The organism is Bacillus sp. JNUCC-21, from assembly GCF_041222765.1.
Taxonomy (GTDB): Bacteria; Bacillota; Bacilli; order Bacillales; family Bacillaceae; genus Bacillus; species Bacillus velezensis.
The window spans coordinates 1324387-1341591 of record NZ_CP166019.1 but is presented as its reverse complement, the minus strand read 5'-3'; the positions used below and the strand labels follow the sequence as shown (position 1 = coordinate 1341591).

The 17205-nt window shown below is 45.6% G+C and carries 17 protein-coding genes, 1 pseudogene and 2 riboswitches; of the genes and pseudogenes, 6 read left to right on the top strand and 12 right to left on the bottom strand.

Features of this window, described 5'->3' with window-relative positions; genetic code table 11:
- Nucleotides 1–3 precede the first annotated feature (3 nt).
- The 4 genes and pseudogenes from JNUCC21_RS07105 to JNUCC21_RS07090 form a co-directional block, all read right to left on the bottom strand.
- Nucleotides 4–1173 carry an anti-sigma factor domain-containing protein gene (locus tag JNUCC21_RS07105; protein WP_014417566.1) on the bottom strand — a complete coding sequence of 390 codons (1170 nt, stop codon included), beginning with the start codon at nucleotides 1171–1173 and terminating at the stop codon, nucleotides 4–6.
- Nucleotides 1170–1925: an RNA polymerase sigma factor SigI gene (sigI, locus tag JNUCC21_RS07100; protein ID WP_044801321.1), complete on the bottom strand. Its 756-nt coding sequence runs from the start codon at nucleotides 1923–1925 to the stop codon at nucleotides 1170–1172. Before sigI ends, JNUCC21_RS07105 begins: the two co-directional genes overlap by 4 nt.
- 276 nt (nucleotides 1926–2201) lie before the next feature.
- Nucleotides 2202–3099 (bottom strand): annotated as a pseudogene (locus JNUCC21_RS07095) (TerC family protein).
- Between the two features lie 130 nt (nucleotides 3100–3229).
- Entirely contained in the window at nucleotides 3230–3865 is a 636-nt protein-coding gene (locus tag JNUCC21_RS07090) for a DedA family protein (RefSeq protein ID WP_369878818.1), read from the bottom strand.
- Between the two features lie 545 nt (nucleotides 3866–4410).
- On the opposite strand from JNUCC21_RS07090, the gene JNUCC21_RS07085 reads away from it, so the two are divergent.
- Together JNUCC21_RS07085 and JNUCC21_RS07080 are read left to right on the top strand one after the other, a co-directional pair.
- Entirely contained in the window at nucleotides 4411–5292 is an 882-nt protein-coding gene (locus tag JNUCC21_RS07085) for a Ku protein (protein ID WP_015239724.1), read from the top strand.
- Nucleotides 5293–5294: 2 nt separating this feature from the next.
- Complete coding sequence (locus JNUCC21_RS07080; protein WP_253599863.1) at nucleotides 5295–7130, top strand: DNA ligase D; 1836 nt, start codon at nucleotides 5295–5297, stop codon at nucleotides 7128–7130.
- 9 nt (nucleotides 7131–7139) lie between these two features.
- Here JNUCC21_RS07080 and JNUCC21_RS07075 read toward each other — a convergent pair whose 3' ends face one another.
- From JNUCC21_RS07075 to JNUCC21_RS07060, 4 genes are all read right to left on the bottom strand, one after another.
- A complete protein-coding gene (locus tag JNUCC21_RS07075; protein WP_007407215.1) occupies nucleotides 7140–7694 on the bottom strand; it encodes a hypothetical protein in 555 nt (184 codons plus the stop codon).
- Nucleotides 7695–7873: 179 nt separating this feature from the next.
- A complete protein-coding gene (locus tag JNUCC21_RS07070; protein ID WP_007610911.1) occupies nucleotides 7874–8338 on the bottom strand; it encodes a MarR family winged helix-turn-helix transcriptional regulator in 465 nt (154 codons plus the stop codon).
- 142 nt (nucleotides 8339–8480) lie between these two features.
- On the bottom strand, nucleotides 8481–8663 hold the full coding sequence (locus JNUCC21_RS07065; protein WP_003154731.1) for a Fur-regulated basic protein FbpA: 183 nt from the start codon (nucleotides 8661–8663) through the stop codon (nucleotides 8481–8483).
- 88 nt (nucleotides 8664–8751) lie between these two features.
- Nucleotides 8752–8907 carry a hypothetical protein gene (locus tag JNUCC21_RS07060; protein ID WP_099566684.1) on the bottom strand — a complete coding sequence of 52 codons (156 nt, stop codon included), beginning with the start codon at nucleotides 8905–8907 and terminating at the stop codon, nucleotides 8752–8754.
- A 194-nt stretch (nucleotides 8908–9101) separates the two neighbouring features.
- On the opposite strand from JNUCC21_RS07060, the gene tnrA reads away from it, so the two are divergent.
- Nucleotides 9102–9434: a MerR family transcriptional regulator TnrA gene (gene tnrA / locus JNUCC21_RS07055; protein WP_003154734.1), complete on the top strand. Its 333-nt coding sequence runs from the start codon at nucleotides 9102–9104 to the stop codon at nucleotides 9432–9434.
- Between the two features lie 35 nt (nucleotides 9435–9469).
- On the opposite strand, the gene mgtE is transcribed toward tnrA, so the two are convergent.
- The 3 genes from mgtE to JNUCC21_RS07040 form a co-directional block, all read right to left on the bottom strand.
- Nucleotides 9470–10825: a magnesium transporter gene (gene mgtE / locus JNUCC21_RS07050; protein ID WP_012117400.1), complete on the bottom strand. Its 1356-nt coding sequence runs from the start codon at nucleotides 10823–10825 to the stop codon at nucleotides 9470–9472.
- Between the two features lie 234 nt (nucleotides 10826–11059).
- Nucleotides 11060–11225, bottom strand: a riboswitch (M-box (ykoK) riboswitch).
- A gap of 106 nt (nucleotides 11226–11331) precedes the next feature.
- A complete protein-coding gene (locus JNUCC21_RS07045) occupies nucleotides 11332–11469 on the bottom strand; it encodes a transcriptional regulator SplA domain-containing protein (RefSeq protein WP_003154740.1) in 138 nt (45 codons plus the stop codon).
- 87 nt (nucleotides 11470–11556) lie between these two features.
- Nucleotides 11557–12819, bottom strand: coding sequence for a glycosyl hydrolase family 18 protein (locus tag JNUCC21_RS07040; RefSeq protein WP_369878701.1), 1263 nt, complete (start codon nucleotides 12817–12819; stop codon nucleotides 11557–11559).
- Nucleotides 12820–12967: 148 nt separating this feature from the next.
- A riboswitch (TPP riboswitch) is annotated at nucleotides 12968–13081 on the top strand.
- 179 nt (nucleotides 13082–13260) lie between these two features.
- Here JNUCC21_RS07040 and JNUCC21_RS07035 point away from each other — a divergent pair.
- The 3 genes from JNUCC21_RS07035 to JNUCC21_RS07025 are packed head-to-tail and all read left to right on the top strand — an operon-like array spanning nucleotide 13261 to nucleotide 16220.
- Nucleotides 13261–13860, top strand: a complete 600-nt coding sequence (locus JNUCC21_RS07035) for an ECF transporter S component (protein ID WP_007610905.1) — start codon at nucleotides 13261–13263, stop codon at nucleotides 13858–13860.
- A complete protein-coding gene (locus tag JNUCC21_RS07030; protein ID WP_369878700.1) occupies nucleotides 13847–15484 on the top strand; it encodes an ABC transporter ATP-binding protein in 1638 nt (545 codons plus the stop codon). The genes JNUCC21_RS07035 and JNUCC21_RS07030 overlap by 14 nt, the downstream gene beginning before the upstream one ends.
- A complete protein-coding gene (locus tag JNUCC21_RS07025) occupies nucleotides 15459–16220 on the top strand; it encodes an energy-coupling factor transporter transmembrane component T (protein WP_326156929.1) in 762 nt (253 codons plus the stop codon). The genes JNUCC21_RS07030 and JNUCC21_RS07025 overlap by 26 nt, the downstream gene beginning before the upstream one ends.
- Before the next feature lie 45 nt (nucleotides 16221–16265).
- Here JNUCC21_RS07025 and JNUCC21_RS07020 read toward each other — a convergent pair whose 3' ends face one another.
- Complete coding sequence (locus tag JNUCC21_RS07020) at nucleotides 16266–17099, bottom strand: STAS domain-containing protein (RefSeq protein ID WP_059367122.1); 834 nt, start codon at nucleotides 17097–17099, stop codon at nucleotides 16266–16268.
- Nucleotides 17100–17205 lie beyond the last annotated feature (106 nt).

Here is a 17205-nt window from a genome sequence, read left to right as displayed (position 1 = left end):
AGCTTATTCGCCGGGACTTCTCGGCGAATTTTGATATTTATCGGCATTCTCCTTTCCGTGCCGGTAGCCGTTCGGATTCCTTCGGTCTGACGAATCTTCATGATGCCGATAGGATTCCCAATGTTCATTGCGATCATGATTCCAGTAATGATTGTAATACTTTTGCTTAGGCTCTTTGTCATTTCCGTTTTCCTGAGGATTTTGTGTTGGGGGCTGCTCTGTTTCCCCATCTTGTTCCTTCTGTGTGTTTTCCTCTGATCCGGAAGCTGCATTTTTTTCGGTTTGCTGATTGCCGTCCTGACTGTCCGGCTTCGCTTCTTCCGTACCGGGCGTTGTTTCATTGTTTCCCGGCTTCTCTGCTGCCTTTTCTTCATCAGGAGCTGTCTTTTCATCAGCCGCCGGCTTGTCTGTGTCCGGCTGCTCGCTTTGATCAGCGTCTGTTTCGGTATCTTTTTGATCTGTTTCATTGCCGTCGGTTTGCTTTTCAGGCTGTTTTTCTTCTGTTTTCTTTTCGTTTCTTCTTATGTAGCTGCCTGTTGACATCCCTTCCTGTTTTGCTTTTTCTCTTGTTTCCATATCAGATTCAAGCGATTGGACCTGGTAGGTGCCCTTATATTTTTCAGTCATGTCAGCCAGCTGTTTTTTAACGCCTTTTTTATATGTATTGTCATCTGTATTTTCATAAACCGTGGAAATTAAAATCTCTTTTGATTCCTTTACATATCCATGCTTGCTGCAATCGGTAATAATATTACTGATGACTTCCTTAAAATCGCTGCTTTTCCAATCTCCAATGTCACTGATGACCTGTTTGGCGTCATGGTTCAGCGGTGTCAGTTCAATGACTTCATATTTGCTGTTTAAAGCCATTTCAATGCTGGGATTAATGTCAAGCGTCATATATGCGTAAGCTTTGTTATCAGAAAAAACCGGGAGCAAAATTAAAATAAACAAAATAATAGCAGTCATCGTAAACACTCCCAATTTAAAAGGGCGCAGTTTCAGAAAATCAAAAAAGCTGGCCCTTCTTCCCATACGCGTTTCGCCTTCGAACGTAATTTCCTCTCCGATTTCACAAGTGCGGTGATCATTTTTTGTTTTTAAAAATTGTCCGTCAGGGGTTAGCAACGTGACGAATTTTTTATTTTTCTCTACTATGATCCCTCTTCTCATGAGTGCAACACCCCTTTAAGATAATCTTTTAAATAAATATAATCACCGGTAATAATAATACTCATGGCGATGATATATTTTCTGTTCCGTTCGATCGTTTTTCTGCTGACCGACACGAGCTGCTCCAGCTGTTTGACAGGAAGCTGTTTTTTATGGTGCAAAATGGACGCCAGCTCTTCATTTTCAACAAGCGTGTAGGCTACCTTAATCGCATTCTGCCTCGCATCTGTATGCTTCGGCGATTGTTCCAGCAGCTCTTTAAAAGACAGGCCGTATTCTTTCAGCTGCTTCTGAAAAAAAAGAATTTCTTCCCGGCGCTGTTCCTGTTCTATCTGTTTGCGGTATTCATCAATGGAAAGCTCCGCTTCGATAAGGCTCTGCGAAGATTCCTGGTCGTCGCCTTCCTGCACATCCATATTGATATGCTGAGCGGTTCTTGCTTCTTTTCTGATATAGTCTATCACTTTTCTTTTTATAATCAGCTCTGCAAATGCAAGCAGCGAATTACCTTTTTCAGCCGAATATTTTTCAATGGCTTCGTTAAACGCGATCAGCCCGATGCTGAATTCGTCGTCTTTTTCATCTATATATCGTTTACAAACGGATGAAACCGTCTTCGCGATAAAAGGCTTATATTGCTGTATTAAATCGTTCTGCAGATCTTTGTCGCCTTTTTGTATTTTTTCAACAGATGTTTCAAGCGTTTGCTTCTTTTTTCCCAATTTAAACAAAAGGCTAAGCACTGGTTTCACCTCAGTTCCTCCCTATAACTACTCATAATCATAGCTAATTTAGTAGGGATTCGCAAAGGAAGAAAAAGAGAAATCGATTTCATTTGTCTCAATTATGACAAGCCAATAAGACGTACTATACATGATTTCGTGCCCCCATGCAGAATTAAGGGGGTTTTCTCTGTGTTTTTTGTAACAATGCTGTTATAAAATTGTTATCATATGTCTTAAATGTAAGCGTTTCAAACAAAAAAGGGAACCTGCTTTTTAAAAAGCCAGACTCCCTTTTTGATCATTTTACGCGTGTTCTCTTTTTTCCGATTCCGCGCCAGACTCTATTTGTTTTGCTCCTGACATAAACCATCCGCAAACCGCAATGGCAGCCAGAACCGCCCAGAAAATGATTTTCCAGGCCGCCGAATGGATGACATCTGCCGGAATGATACCGAGTTCCTCATGGGCCAATGTATAAAGAGCGAGCTTCACGCCTACCCATCCGACAATCACAAATGCAGCCGTTTCAAGGCCCGGCCTGGTTTTCAGTAAGGATACGAACATTGATGCAGCAAAACGCATAATGATTAAACCGATTACGCCGCCGGCTAAAATAACGAGAAACTGACCGCCGTCCAAGCCGCCGATGGCAGGAAGCTCTGTTCCCGGGAGCGTTACGGCAAGCGCGACCGCCGCTAAAATGGAGTCAACGGCAAAAGCGATGTCCGCGAGCTCCACTTTCAAGACTGTCTGCCAAAACCCGCTTTCTTTCTGCATTTTCTGACCGGCGTTATCTTTAAATACATACCGCTTCAGCAAATGGCTGACCGCAATGTAAAACAGATATAAAGCGCCGACGGCCTGGACCTGCCAAACATTCACCAGAAAAGAAATGGCGAACAGCGACCCGAAACGCAAAATAAATGCGCCCGCCAATCCGTAAAATAAAGCCTTCTTCCTTTGTTTTTCAGGAAGATGCTTCACCATCACAGCCATCACCAGCGCGTTATCCGCCGCCAAAATCCCTTCCAGCCCGATTAAAACGAGAAGAACCCATCCATACTCCAATAATAATGCAAAGTCCAATCCATTCCCTCCGTTTCTTTTTTCTATCATCCGAGCTTATACCGGCGGTTTTTTACGCAAAAAAGACCTTTGCCGATATAAGGCAAAGGTCTTGCTAGACATGAATGATTGGCATGCCAACAAAGCCGATGGATATGATCCATGAATTGACGACTTTGTTTCCGGAATATCCGGACGCTACTCCCCTTTGGGATTTCAAGAAATATTTGTTTATACGCTCATGATAAAGCCTGTTTCATCATTTGTCAACGCTTAACTTTTTTAACAAATTGAGAAATTTTTTCTGTTTTGGCCCGCTGTTTTCTTCTCTTTAAAAACATCCAAAGAATGAGAAGCAACACAATGAATATACCGAGCGGCAGCATATATTGATCGAGAATGGAACCGACGCTTTTCCAATTTTCCCCGAGTTTCATTCCGAGGTATACGTAAGCAAATGTAATCGGCAGCATCGCTGCATATGTATATAGAGAGAACACCCAGACATTCATCTTCGCAATGCCGCACGGTAAAGAAATCAGCGTCCTGACCCCCGGTATAAAACGGCCGCTGAACGCGACCAAACCTCCGTGCTTCTGAAAGAAATCATCTGATTTCTGCAGGGATTCGGGTTTTATCCATATATACTTTCCATATTTCAGCAAAAACGGCCGACCGCCCAGCCTGCCGATTCCATATAAGACAAGCGGACCTGAAACACCGCCGAGCGAACCGGCAAACACGGTCCCGGCAAGCGTCATATCCCCTTTTGAGACCCAATAGCCCGCAAGCGGAAGAACAATTTCCGCCGGGATGAATTCTATACTGAGCGCCAAAAAAATTCCGGCGTAAGATAAGCTTTTAAACGCTTCAATTATTGATATGATGAAATCTTCGATGATCTATCACTCCCGGCTTACGTCTATATTCCGAAACTTAAGAATGATTTTAACACAAAACCTTGAGTCTGAAATATCTTTTAGACATGCCCGTTATAAATGTGAGTCGTTTCAGATCGGTATAGCGGGAGGGAATGACATGCGCAATACAACGTCCCGCCTGTCTCCTGATTGCTTGTCTGGCGGCGGTTATATCACTTAAGTTCTCCGGAAAAATTACCCTTCGCGGTAAGCGGCGGCTGACCGCGGATTCAGTTCATATGGGAGCGGGAAATTTTCTCAGTCACTGCATGGGAATGCGGGGCATTTCCCGGGGAATGATTTTGTATAATCTTTTTGATTACCACTGATGGTTTTCAGAGACTTCAACGCTTTAAAGAACTTACCGATTCACTGATTGTAAATAAAGAATTCATTTCCTTTTCAGCCGACCATTTCCGCCTGAGGAAATGGAACAGCCGCTCCATGAAGCGCCGCATCACCCATAAGTTGCTACACATGGAACGGACCCGTTTATCCACAATAAAGACAAAAAGGAGTTTTTATTCATGCACACGATGTGGAAGGGTTCGATCAGTTTCGGCCTCGTCAATATCCCGGTCAAGCTCTTTGCGGCCACTGAAGATAAAGATATAAAATTCCGCAGTCTTCATAAAGAAGACCATGCGCCGATTAAATACGAAAAAATCTGCACCGGATGTGAAAAGAGTCTGGAACCTGATGAAATTGTGAAAGGCTATGAGTATGTAAAAGGGAAATACGTCATTATGACAGACGAAGACTTGAAAGACGTAAAACAGGAACATGAAGAAAAAGCGGTTGAGATTGTTGACTTTGTGCAGCTGCAGGAAATTGATCCGATTTATTTTAACCGGTCGTATTATGTCGGGCCGGGAGATAACGGCACAAAAGCCTATACACTTCTGCGGGAAGCGCTGAGGACGACGGGTAAAATCGGGATTGCCTCCATTACGATCCGCTCTAAACAGCAGCTTGCGATTCTTCGCGTGTATGACAACTGCATCGTGATGGAATCCATTCATTATCCGGATGAAGTCAGAAATGCCGGACATGTGCCGGGCGTTCCCGAGCAGACAGCCGTTAATGAAAAAGAGCTGCAGACGGCGATTACGTTAATTAATGAGCTGACAACCGAGTTTGACCCGGAACAATACGAAGATACGTATCGGAAAGCCCTTCTCGCTAAAATTAACGATAAGCTCGAACATGAAGAAGCGGGCGTGACACCGGCTGCTGCCGGCCCGCGCGAAGATGTCATCGATCTTGTCAGCGCGCTTCAGGCAAGCATTGACCGGACGAAGCGGCCGGATCGCGAACAGGCTGCACCGGCGCGGCCAAAAGACGCCGCGTCAGCAGGCGGCGGAGGCAAAAAGCAGAAGACGACCAGACAAAAAGCCGGAACGTCTTAATCATGGTGCTGACGATGCAGCCGATTTTGACCTCTGTACCGCCTGAAGGCAGTGAGTGGCGCTATGAGGTAAAGTATGACGGATTCCGCTGTCTTCTCCGCATAGACGAAAGCGGCGTTACATTAACCAGCAGAAACGGACAGACGCTGACGAATCAATTTCCGGAAATCACGGCTTTTGCGGCCCGGTGTTTTCAGCACATGAAAGACAGGTTCCCCATTACGCTTGACGGAGAGCTTGTCTATTTAATCAATCCGTACAGAGCGGACTTTGAGCATCTTCAAATCCGCGGCCGTTTAAAACGGACGGAAGCAATTGAAAGCACCGCTGATAGACGGCCGTGCCGCTTTCTGGCATTTGATCTCCTCGTTCTGGAAGGCGCCGGCACCGTCTCATTACCGTATGTGAAACGGAAGCGTGCCCTTTCCAAACTGCTTAAAGAAGCAAATCTTCCCGCCTGCCCTCATCACTTAGCGGAAGAAGCGATTCAATACATTCCGGAACACACTGACTTTGATGCGCTTTGGGACAAGGTCGTCCGCCATGACGGAGAAGGTATCGTAGCAAAAAGGGCTTCCAGCGGCTGGGCGGAAAATAAACGGTCTCCCGACTGGCAAAAGTATAAACATATGAAAACGGCACATGTGCTATTAACCGGGTTTAATCCGAAGAACGGGTATGTAACGGCCTCTGTTTTAAAAGACGGCACCGCCGTCCCGATCGCTTCCGTTTCCCACGGCATGCGGGCGGAAGAAAAAAACGCCGTCAGAACCATTATGGAGACCCACGGAAAAAAACAAAAAAGCGGCGAGTATACACTTGAGCCTTCTATCTGCATGACCGTGCAGTATTTAACCATATTGCAGGACACGCTGCGTGAAGTATCTTTTGTGTCTTTTCAGTTTGAAATGGATTGGACGGAATGCACGTATCAGCAGCTTATCCTCCGCTCTAAAACGCTGCCGCCGAAGCTGCAGTTCACAAGCCTGGATAAGATTGTTTTTAAAAAACGTGAAAAAACGAAAGCAGATTTCCTTAGTTATATGGTGAAAATGAGCGATTTTCTGATGCCCTTTCTTAAAGATCGGGCCGTCACGGTGATCCGTTATCCGCACGGCGCGCCTGGCGAATCTTTTTTTCAAAAAAACAAACCGGACTACACGCCGGACTTTGTCTCAAGCGTGTTTGACGGGAGCCACGAGCACATCGTATGCAGCAGCATACCGTCACTTTTATGGCTGGCTAATCAGCTGGCGCTTGAATTTCACGTTCCGTTTCAGACAGTGCATTCTGAAAGGCCCGCAGAGATTGTCATTGATCTTGATCCTCCGTCAAGGAATGATTTTCCTATGGCAGTGGAGGCTGCGCATGTGCTGAAACAGCTGTTTGACTCATTCAGCATTACGTCATTCCCGAAGCTCTCCGGAAATAAAGGCATTCAGCTCTACATCCCGCTTTCACCGGAAGCATTCACCTATGAAGAAACCCGTGCGTTCACAATGCTCATCGCCGATTATTGCGTCAGGACGCGGCCGGATCTTTTTACGACAGAGCGGTTTATCAAAAAACGAAACGGCAGGCTCTACCTAGATTACTTGCAGCATGCCGAAGGGAAAACCATTATCGCCCCCTATTCGACCCGGGGCAACGAATTGGGAACGGTTGCGGCTCCCCTTTATTGGAGCGAAGTCAACTCCTCTTTAACACCTGATGATTATACGATCGATACAGTAGTGAACCGCGTCAGGACAGAGGGAGATCCGTTTTATGATTTTTACCGGAATCCGCAGGACGGCCCGCTTTCAATCGTGCTTGAGCAAATCAAGAGAAAGAGCTGACGCTTTTTGTCAGCTCTTTTCAGTCTGATACGTGCACATCAATTTTTCTTTGGAAATAAATAAATAGCAGGAGTAAGGAATGTTTTTGAGGGTGAGCTGTTTTGCAGTAAAGTATAAAATGGGAATATGGGCCGCTTTCTTAAACAGCCTGTAGCAGCCGCTGGACGGTTTTATCACATCAAAACCGAGTCTCGCCGCTCCTTTATGAAGCATTGTAATGCCGACGACTCCCTTAATCTCGTCTTTCCGTTTATGCTGGTTAATATAATCCGCTAAATGAGGCATGGATTGATATACCTTCTGATATAGCATAATCCCCCTTCTGACCGCGCTTTCAATAGGCTGCAGCTCTTTCAGGAGTTTGACATTATGAAGATGAATCTTAACTAACACGTCGTTTTTTTTAATTCTGGTTCCGTCGCTCAGGATGACTTCTTTTCCTTTATATCTAGTCAAACGGACGCGGAATACATTCGATTGCCGTTTATCAATCAGCGTCAGCCGGGTAAAGAAGAAATAAAGCGGATCAAGTAAGTACCATATAGACAGCAGACAGCTTCTCACATGTTCACCTTCTTTATAATCAAAGCACCCTCATATTTTGGCATGGGGCATGTCACATTATGATTGGTAAATAATGATGCCGACCTGTATCAGCTTATGCAAAAACCGCTTCAGGCTCTACTGTCCGGAACAGAAAAAAAACACTCTTCGTGAAGAAGAGTGTCTGTATCCGCTTTCTTTTAACGGAAAAGCAAATGCTGGCTGTGAATGCCCGCTTTTTTCAGTAAGGCTATCAGCTGTTCCTGTTCTTCAGGCATAAGTCCTGAAAACGCTCTCGCAATTCTCAATGAATGAATCGGATAAATTTTATCCAAATACTCGTTTCCTTTATCAGTTAAATGGGCGTAAACAGACCGTTTGTCCTTCGGGTCTTGTTCTCTGACCAAAAACCCGTTTCTTTCAAGCTTGTCGATGACATAGGTGACATTCCCGCTGACAAGCAAAAGACGCGACCCGATTTGCTGAAGCTTTTGCGGCCCTCTCGTATAGAGCAGCTCCAAAACGGCAAATTCAGTCGGATTAAAACCGTGTTCTTTACTGTCGCGGATGCTGTGTTCAGACACACTCTTGAAAGCCCTTGCAAAAACTTTGTACAAATTCATCGAACGCATCACTTCTTCTTCGTTAAATGATAATCTCATCATATCTACCCCGTATTTAAGATTTTTATAAAAAAATAATGTAAACCCTTACAATTCATAAGAGTCGATCTTTGTTTTATATTCTATTCGTGCCGTTTTTCAGAATTCCTTCTTTTTTATATAAAAAAATACCCTTATACATCATTTAATTTGTATAAGGGTTCCGTTCTTTATAGGGAATGTTCCGAAAAAAATACGCGTATTCCTTTCTCAGCTCCGTAATTGTCATGGAATTGAGTATTTCTTTCGTATAGACTCCGATCTGCAGAAGCTTTTTGGAATAATGGTTTCTCTCTTTGTCCAATGCATTTTGAAGCAAACGACTCATGGCGGCCTCCTTTGTTTTCCGTTATTCTATGATCAGAATAACGCTTTTATATCAAAGACGTATAAAGCCATTGTAAAACTTCTGTAGATTATGATGTTTTTCGGTAAAGTCCGTTCTGGACGGCTCTGAGCAGCGGAAAAGCGTGTTCCCCGGCAATCTGCATGAACGCCTCCAGCATTTCATCACGTTTCATATCTAATTCAATGATTTCTTTTGCCAGCGAAACCGCTTTTTCTTTCTCCATTACTATCCTTCCTCCTCATTGTGTCTGTATAGTACAGCATAAAACGGGGCACAGGACCATGCATTAACCTTGTCAATTTTTCTGCCGCTTTTTTTCTAAAATTTTCTATTCCGCGTCAGAAAACCTGACAAGCGTCAGGTTTTTTCTCTTTTTTTCTTATATAATATGAGTAAAAGACATCCAGGGGTGGAAAAATGACGACAGACGAACAATCTTACAAAGATAAAAAAGTAATCTCGATCGGCATTGTAAGCGAATTAACCGGATTGTCAGTCAGACAGATCAGATACTATGAAGAACGGAAATTAATCTATCCGCAGCGTTCATCACGGGGAACGAGAAAGTATTCCTTCGCGGACGTTGAGCGGCTGATGGATATTGCCAACAAGCGGGAAGACGGCGTGCAGACGGCTGAAATTTTAAAAGACATGCGAAAAAAAGAACAGGCTCTCAAAAACGACCCGCAGCTCCGCAAAAAAATGCTGGAAGGACAGCTTAATGCTCATTTTAAGTATAAAAACCGCTAATCAAAAAAGTCCGCCTCCTGTGAGACGGACTTTTTTTATAAAGCATGAAGAAATGCAGTTGCAATGCCGAAATAAATTAATAAGGACAAAATATCGTTCAGCGTCGTAATCAGCGGTCCTGATGCAATCGCCGGGTCAATGTTCAGTTTATGAAGAATAATAGGGACGATCGTTCCGGCCATCGTACCGATAATCAACGTTGCAAGCAGCGATGAACCGACGACAAAACCGAGCGTTAAGTCTTTCTGCCAGACGGTTGCGACAATCGTAATCGCGATCGCACAGACGATGCCGATATAGATACCGGTTCTTAATTCACGGAAAATCAGTTTAAAGATGGTTTTTTTATTCATTTCTTCTTTAGCCAGTCCTCTGATGACGACGGCGAGTGACTGTGTGCCTGTATTACCCGTCGTTCCCGCGATCATCGGCATGAAAAACGCGAGGGCGACTACTTTTTGCAATGTATCTTCAAAATAATTCAGAATGCTTCCGGAAATCAATCCGATAAACAAAAGCAGAATGAGCCACGGCAAACGGCGGTACGCCGCAACGTACGCTTTCGTATCAAATGTAATCGCCTTACCGGAGGCTGCGAATTTTTCGTAATCTTCATCGGCTTCTTTAATCACGACGTCAATAATATCATCGACAGTGACAATACCGACAAGCACATGATTTTCTTCCACGATCGGAATGGCTAAAAAGTCATACCGCTGGATCAGCCGGGCGACTTCTTCCTGGTCTTGGAGCACCCCGGCCGAGATGACACGCGTAAACATGAGATCCTGCACTTTATCCTCAGGCTCGCCGAGAATTAAATCTCTGTAAGAGAGCACTCCGACAAGCTGCTTGCTGTCATTAATTACGTACAAATAATTTATTGATTCTGCGATTTCTGCAAAGCTTTTCAGCTTTACAACCGCATCTTTTACTGTATAATGCTGCGGAATCCAGACGAAGCGGTTCGTCATCATCCGTCCCGCCGATTCTTGCGGATAGTTCATCAAAAGCTGCACGGCCTTTGATTCCTCAGCCTCCATGCTGGATAAAAGCTGTTCTTTCAGTTCTTCATCCATCTCTTCCAGCAATGCGGCGAGATCGTCGTTATCCATTTTATTCATTGCGAGAGTGGCTTTCGTTTTACCGACTTTATGCAAAACGGCAAGCTGAAATTCCCGCTCCAGCTCTCCGATCATGTCGGTGATGTCATCAACCGTCATATATGACAGATAGCGGGCCCGGTGCTTTTCCGGCATTTCTTTAAACAAAAATGCCATGTCATAGGGCTGAAGCTCATCTATCATGTTTCGGAATTCTTTTATTTTTCCGTCCCGCAATAAAATGATAATGCGTAATATGAGTTCGTCATAGGTCATGTTTTGGACCATCGGGACTCGTACCTCCTTTACGGAGACGCGCCGTCCGTCAAGGGAAGTGCGGCGGTTTGTCTCCTCATCATGTCGTCACTGGTTATCTGGCTGTATATGGGTACTTCTTCTGACATACTCGAATGGGGAGAATCCATACTCCGCACCTCCTTATCATGCTCAGTCGTGTACGTTTTGAGGCATAAAAAAAACCTTCTGATATGAAGGCGAAAACAAGCACGGCAAATAAACGTGCGGGGCCTCCAATCGTAGAGCTTTAGCACTGTATGGCATAGGACAGCCATCCAGCTGCGTTAAGAATCACCTTATGTCGATGATTCCTGTTGACCCATTGGCGTCTTTGGACATTTTTGGGCAGCAGCGTATCTCCATACAGGAGCCTCACCTAACGAAGTTCTTATTTGAATTGACACACTGAGATTACAGAAAAAAAAGGAATGTGTCAACCTTAAATTTGTGATTTCAGCACATGCCTATAAAATAATCGGAATAAAGGCATAAAGCCCTTATTCCGGCAAATCGCTTTCATCCTCTTCTGAAAGGAAATGATAGGATTCATGCAGCATGAGCGCGTACTCCCCTTCTTTTGTCGGATGCGGTACATACTCAGCCTCGTTGATATACTGCTCTTCCCTTTTCTTCATATGACAGACCTCCTGTTCAATTTTAGATTGTCCAAAAGAAGACCCGTTATCATAGGAAAAAAATCACTTGCGGAGCGGGACATGCAGCTATATTTTTCGGATCGTGAAAAAGTTCCTAAGCAGCCACGGGCCCGGTTTGAAACCGAGCGTTAATTGCCACGCGCCGATCGCCTGCAGTCCGAACTCCCGAACGAGAACCATTTTTTCACTCATGCTTCGCACATCCTCAAACCACACTTCATGCGTTCTTCCATTTTCATCAGTATACCGGAAGTAAGGGGAACGCTCCTGCTGGGAATAACGGATCACTGATTGATGCTTCATGGCCGTTTCCATGGCGCGCTGATTGGAGATGGCGGATCCGATCGTTCCCGGACGGTACGGAATCACCCAATCATACCCGTACAGCGGAACACCGAGAATCACTTTTCTTCTCGGCACCCTGCTGATGGCAAAATTGATCGTTTGCCTGACCTCTGTCAAAGGCGCCACGGGTCCCGGCTCACTGCCGGCGTGGTGCCAGTCGTACGCCATAATGAACATATAATCGACGACAGCTCCGATTCCGCCGTAATCATATCCCCTCAGCCACGGCACTGCATCACTTGTTTTCGCCGGAACCGATATCGTTAACGCGAGGTGATGCTCTGAAAGCCGGGTTTTTAACTGCCGGAGAAATCCTGTGAAGAGGTCCCTGTCAGCTTCTCTGACCCGTTCAAAATCGATATTTACACCGCCGTATCCCTTTCTTACGGTTAAGGAGACGATATTGTTAACGAGATTCGTTCTTGCCGTCGGATTTTGCAGCACTTGATGGGCTAATTCCGGACTGAATCGCCCTTCTGTCAGATTCGTAATGACGGCAAGCGGGCGCACTCTGTTTTGCCATGTGGTTTCTATTGCGGTTCTGTCGTTTAAATCGTTAATGATATCTCCATTCGGGCCAAAATGATATTCAAACAAAGAAATCGCCGAAGAATACGGCGCAAAATCATTAATTAACTCTCTATCCGCTTCAGGCGTCCGAATGACATAAAATTGCAGGGTTCCCGCAAGATAGTTAGAGATATCAGGGATCTTCACTTTCATACCCGCCCGCAGCCGGTTCGACGGAATATCCGGATTTGCCTGCATCAGCTGCATCTGCGGCACATAAGCCTTACCTGCGATAACGGCATACGTATCATTCGGCTGAACCGTATATTCATTAAGAGGGATTAAAAGCGCCTGCCCCGGAACGATATTCGTTTCCTCAAGCCCGTTGACGCTTCTGATGCTGTCAACAGGGTATCCGTACTTTCTGCTGATGGAAAATAACGAGTCGCCAGACTGCACTGTATGAACAAACATAGATGTCCTCCGTTTCCTTTTGATCAAAAGGGCTCTTCTTATCTTTATGAATGATCTTCCGGTCCGATTCCAAACTCTGTTTGGAGAAAGGCTGTTTACAAATCAGACATGATCAACTATGATGATGTCATCATAAAAAACTGTATAGGAAACGCACTAGGGGTGCTGTTATCGGCTGAGATAAAACATGCGGCAGGCGTGTTTTGATCCCTTATAACCCGATCTGGATAATACCAGCGTGGGGAAGTGCAGATTGACCGGAGCGCAGGGTTTTTCCCCATGCGTTTTCGTTCTGCTGCTGCATATTCCCTCGGATATGCAGTTTTTTATTTTTCATTAAAAAACGGGGGAGGACACCGCAATATGAAACTGAATATAAACCGCCTGTAAAATCAACTCTTTCATACAAACCACTATCCGATAAGAAAGCAGGAGATCACAATGAAAAATTGGAAAATGAGAGAAATTGTTGTCATGTCCGTCATCAGTGTTGTATTTGCTGTCATTTATTTAGTATCAACTCATGCAAGCAATATAGCGGCAGGATTTTTCGGCCGGATGAGCTACGAACCGATTTACGGTATCTGGTTTATCGTCTCGGTGATTGCCGCGTACATTATTCAAAAACCGGGAGCAGCTCTTGTTTCTGAAATCATCGCCGCGTTTGTGGAGTGCTTACTCGGAAATCCGTCAGGACCGATGGTGATTCTGATCGGGATCGCACAGGGAATCGGTGCGGAAGCGGTCTTTTTTGCGACACGCTGGCGCATTTATACCCTGCCCGTGCTTCTTTTATCCGGTATGGGGTCTTCTGTGACAAGCTTCATTTATGACTTGTTCGTTTCCGGATACTCTGTTTTGAATCCGGGTTTATTAGCCGTCATGCTTCTCATCCGTCTGGTCTCAGGTGCGCTTCTTGCCGGCCTTCTCGGCAAAGCAATCAGTGATGCGCTGGCTTACACAGGGGTGCTGAACGGCATGGCGCTCGGAAAACAATTCAAGAAGAAAAAGAAACAGGTGAACCAAGATGCAGGCATCTGAACCCCTTCTATCGGCCGGCCGTCTTACCTTTTCTTATGATCAGGATGAAAAGCCGATTCTTCAAAACGTGTCCTTTCAGCTCCGCAAAGGAGAGCGGGCTTTATTGCTCGGGCCGAGCGGATGCGGCAAAAGCTCGCTCGCTCTCTGTTTAAACGGTCTGTACCCGGAAGCATGCGATGGGGTTCAATCGGGAACCGTTTCTTTATACGGAACACCTCTTTCACATCTGACAGAACCCGCCGCCAGATCCATCGGCGTCGTGTTTCAAGATCCGGACCAGCAGTTTTGCATGCTGTCGGTTGAAGATGAAATCGCCTTCGGCCTGGAAAATTTGCAATATACAAAAGAAGATATGGACGCAATCATCGATGACGTTTTAGAAAAATTAGAGATCACTCATCTGAAAACGCGAACGATCGCTTCGCTGTCAGGCGGTTCAAAACAAAAAGTGGCGCTTGCCTGTATCATTGCGATGGAACCGGAACTCATTATTTTGGACGAACCGACGGCACAGCTTGATCCATATTCCGCACGTGAATTAGTGCGGCTGATCAAAGATCTTCAAGCAAAAAAAGGCTTCGGCCTTCTCGTTATCGAACATCAGCTTGATCATTGGGCGCCGTGGATGGACAGGACGATTGTCCTTGACGAAACGGGTCAGAAGGTGATGGACGGAGAGACGGACGTTATCTTTGAAACAAAGATTGGAGAGCTGATGGAGCTCGGCATTCCGATCCCGCGTGTGATCTCATTGCAGGAGCACGTCAGCATTCCTTTTACATTGTGTAAAGAAAAGCTGTTTCACGAACCTGTACCATCTCTGCCCGAACCCCGGCCCGCCGCGCTTTCGGCAGAAGACGCGCTGAGCGTTCACGAGCTGTCATTCTCAAGAGGAGCAGACGTCATTTTTCAGGATGTTAGCTTTTCCGTAAAAAAAGGTTCAATCACCGCGATTGCCGGCCCTAACGGAACAGGAAAATCCACGCTCCTTTCTGCCGCGGCCAAGTTCATCCGTCCGCTGGGCGGAGACATCAAAATAGACGGCAGACCGATTGATTCCTATTCTGAAAAAGAGCTGCGGCGGCTGATCGGATATGTTTTCCAAAATCCTGAACACCAGTTTGTCACAGATTCCGTCATTCATGAGCTGATGTTCGGTTTTGAAAGCAGCAGAGCCGCAAAGGAGAAAGCTCTTCAGCTGTTAACCCGATTCGGCCTGAGACGCCATGCCTCACAGCATCCGTTTTCTTTAAGCCAAGGACAAAAACGACGGCTCAGCGTCGCGACGATGCTTATGCACAATGTGAACGTTTTGATGCTTGATGAACCGACTTTCGGACAGGATGCCAAAACGGCGCGGGAGTGTATGCAAATGCTCCGTGAGATTCAAAAGGAAGGAACGGCTGTTTTAATGGTGACACACGATATGGAACTCGTCTCAGATTATGCCGACACGATCCTTGTGCTCTGCGGCACGAAACTGGTATTCCGGGGAACTCCCGACGCTTTATTTTCTGATAACACCGGGATCGCCGAGCAGGCGCATTTGGCTTTGCCGCTGCGGTATGAATGGATGAAACACGACAGGAGGCGGAGAAATGAACTTGCGGCTGGAGGCTGTTAACCCGTCAATAAAGGCGGCGGCTGTATTGTTATGCGTCATTATGCTGTCGTTTATTTATAATCCGTACACCCCTGCTTTGTTTTATATCATCATTGCGGGAGGCGTCCTCTCGGCGGGGCGTGTGCCGCTGAAAAAATGGCTGCTGTTCACGATTCCGTTTGTCATTCTGGCCTTCGGTTCTTTATGGACAGCCGCCGTATTCGGAAACATCCCGACAACCGGAAGCAACCTGCTGTTTAAGCTCGGGCCGATTGCCGTCAACAGTGATAACGCGGCGCTCGGGATTTCTATCGCGTTTCGTATTTTATGTTTTTCCGCTTTGTCGATGATGTTTCTTTTCACAACCGATCCGATTCTGTTCATGCTCAGTCTGATTCAGCAGTGTAAGCTGCCGCCCAAGCTTGCATACGGCGTTATCGCGGGGTTCCGGTTTCTCCCTCTTCTGAAAGATGAAATCCTGATCATCCGGCAGGCGCACAGAATCAGGGGCGCGGCGTCTGATTCCGGGCTGAAAGGAAAACTCTCCGCCGTCAGGCGCTTCACCATTCCGCTATTGGCAGGCGCAATCAGAAAGGCGGAACGCACGGCGATCGCGATGGAATCTAAAGGCTTTACGGGGAGCCGAAACCGCACGTTTTACAGAACTGTTACCGTGCGCCGCGCCGACTGGTGCTTTTTCCTGCTCGTGCTTCTGTTATTCGGCGCAAGCTGGCTCATTTCATTGTTGTTTGTATAAAAACAGGCCGCCGGAGTGATTCGGCAGCCTGCTTTGTTATGTATGTTATTGATGATAATTGAGAGCCTGAGCGAGATTGGACTTGATCGTAATATCTGAGAAATTAATGCCGAGCTGTACAGCGGTTTGAGCGATTTCCGGCCTGATTCCGGATAAAGTGGACGTGACGCCGATCAATTTCAGCGCTTCAACTAATTTAAAAATCTGATGCGCCACCATCGTATCGACAACCACTACACCCGACAGGTCAATTAACAGATGTTCAATCAGCCGTTTTGCACATGTGCTCAGCGTATTTTCAAGAATGAATTTGGCGCGCTCCGTGTCAATATCGCCGACAAGCGGCAGCAGCGCCGTCCGTTTGCTCAGTGTGATAACCGGCGAGCTTAACTCCAAAATCATTTCTCTTTGCGCATTCAGCTGCATTTTTGAGTTATGCTCGGCATGATCGACAAACGTGTAAATCGTAAAATCAAATACTTGTACAATTAAATTCTCCCATTTTTTCCTTTCTCCCTGTGCAAACGAAGATTCATGTTTATCGGCAAACGCATCATAATAACTGACATATAGTCTCCGGTTTCTCATGAATTCACGGACCACATACTGGACGGGAGTATCCAGATGCTTCTGGTCTTTCGCAAGCTCAATCACCCACCGCTCGAACTCTTCTAAAAATTCTTTTTTCGGCATGATATACATTTTATTAATATGCCGGTAAAATTCTTTATCCTGCTCCGTCAGTTCTTCTGTGATGACGGGATTTGTCAAAGAATAAATCGAATTCGGATCCGAATCTTCCATCGTTTCGATCCACTCTTTCGCAATTTGATCCACTTGTTCTGAAAAATAGTTGTATAATGCTTCACTTATCTTCATATCTCTTCTCCTTTCCCATTTCCAATTATACCGTCAGCGGATCATGAATGAAAATAAAAGCTGTTAAACTATCCATTTATTTGAAGTTTTTTAGTGCGATAGATTA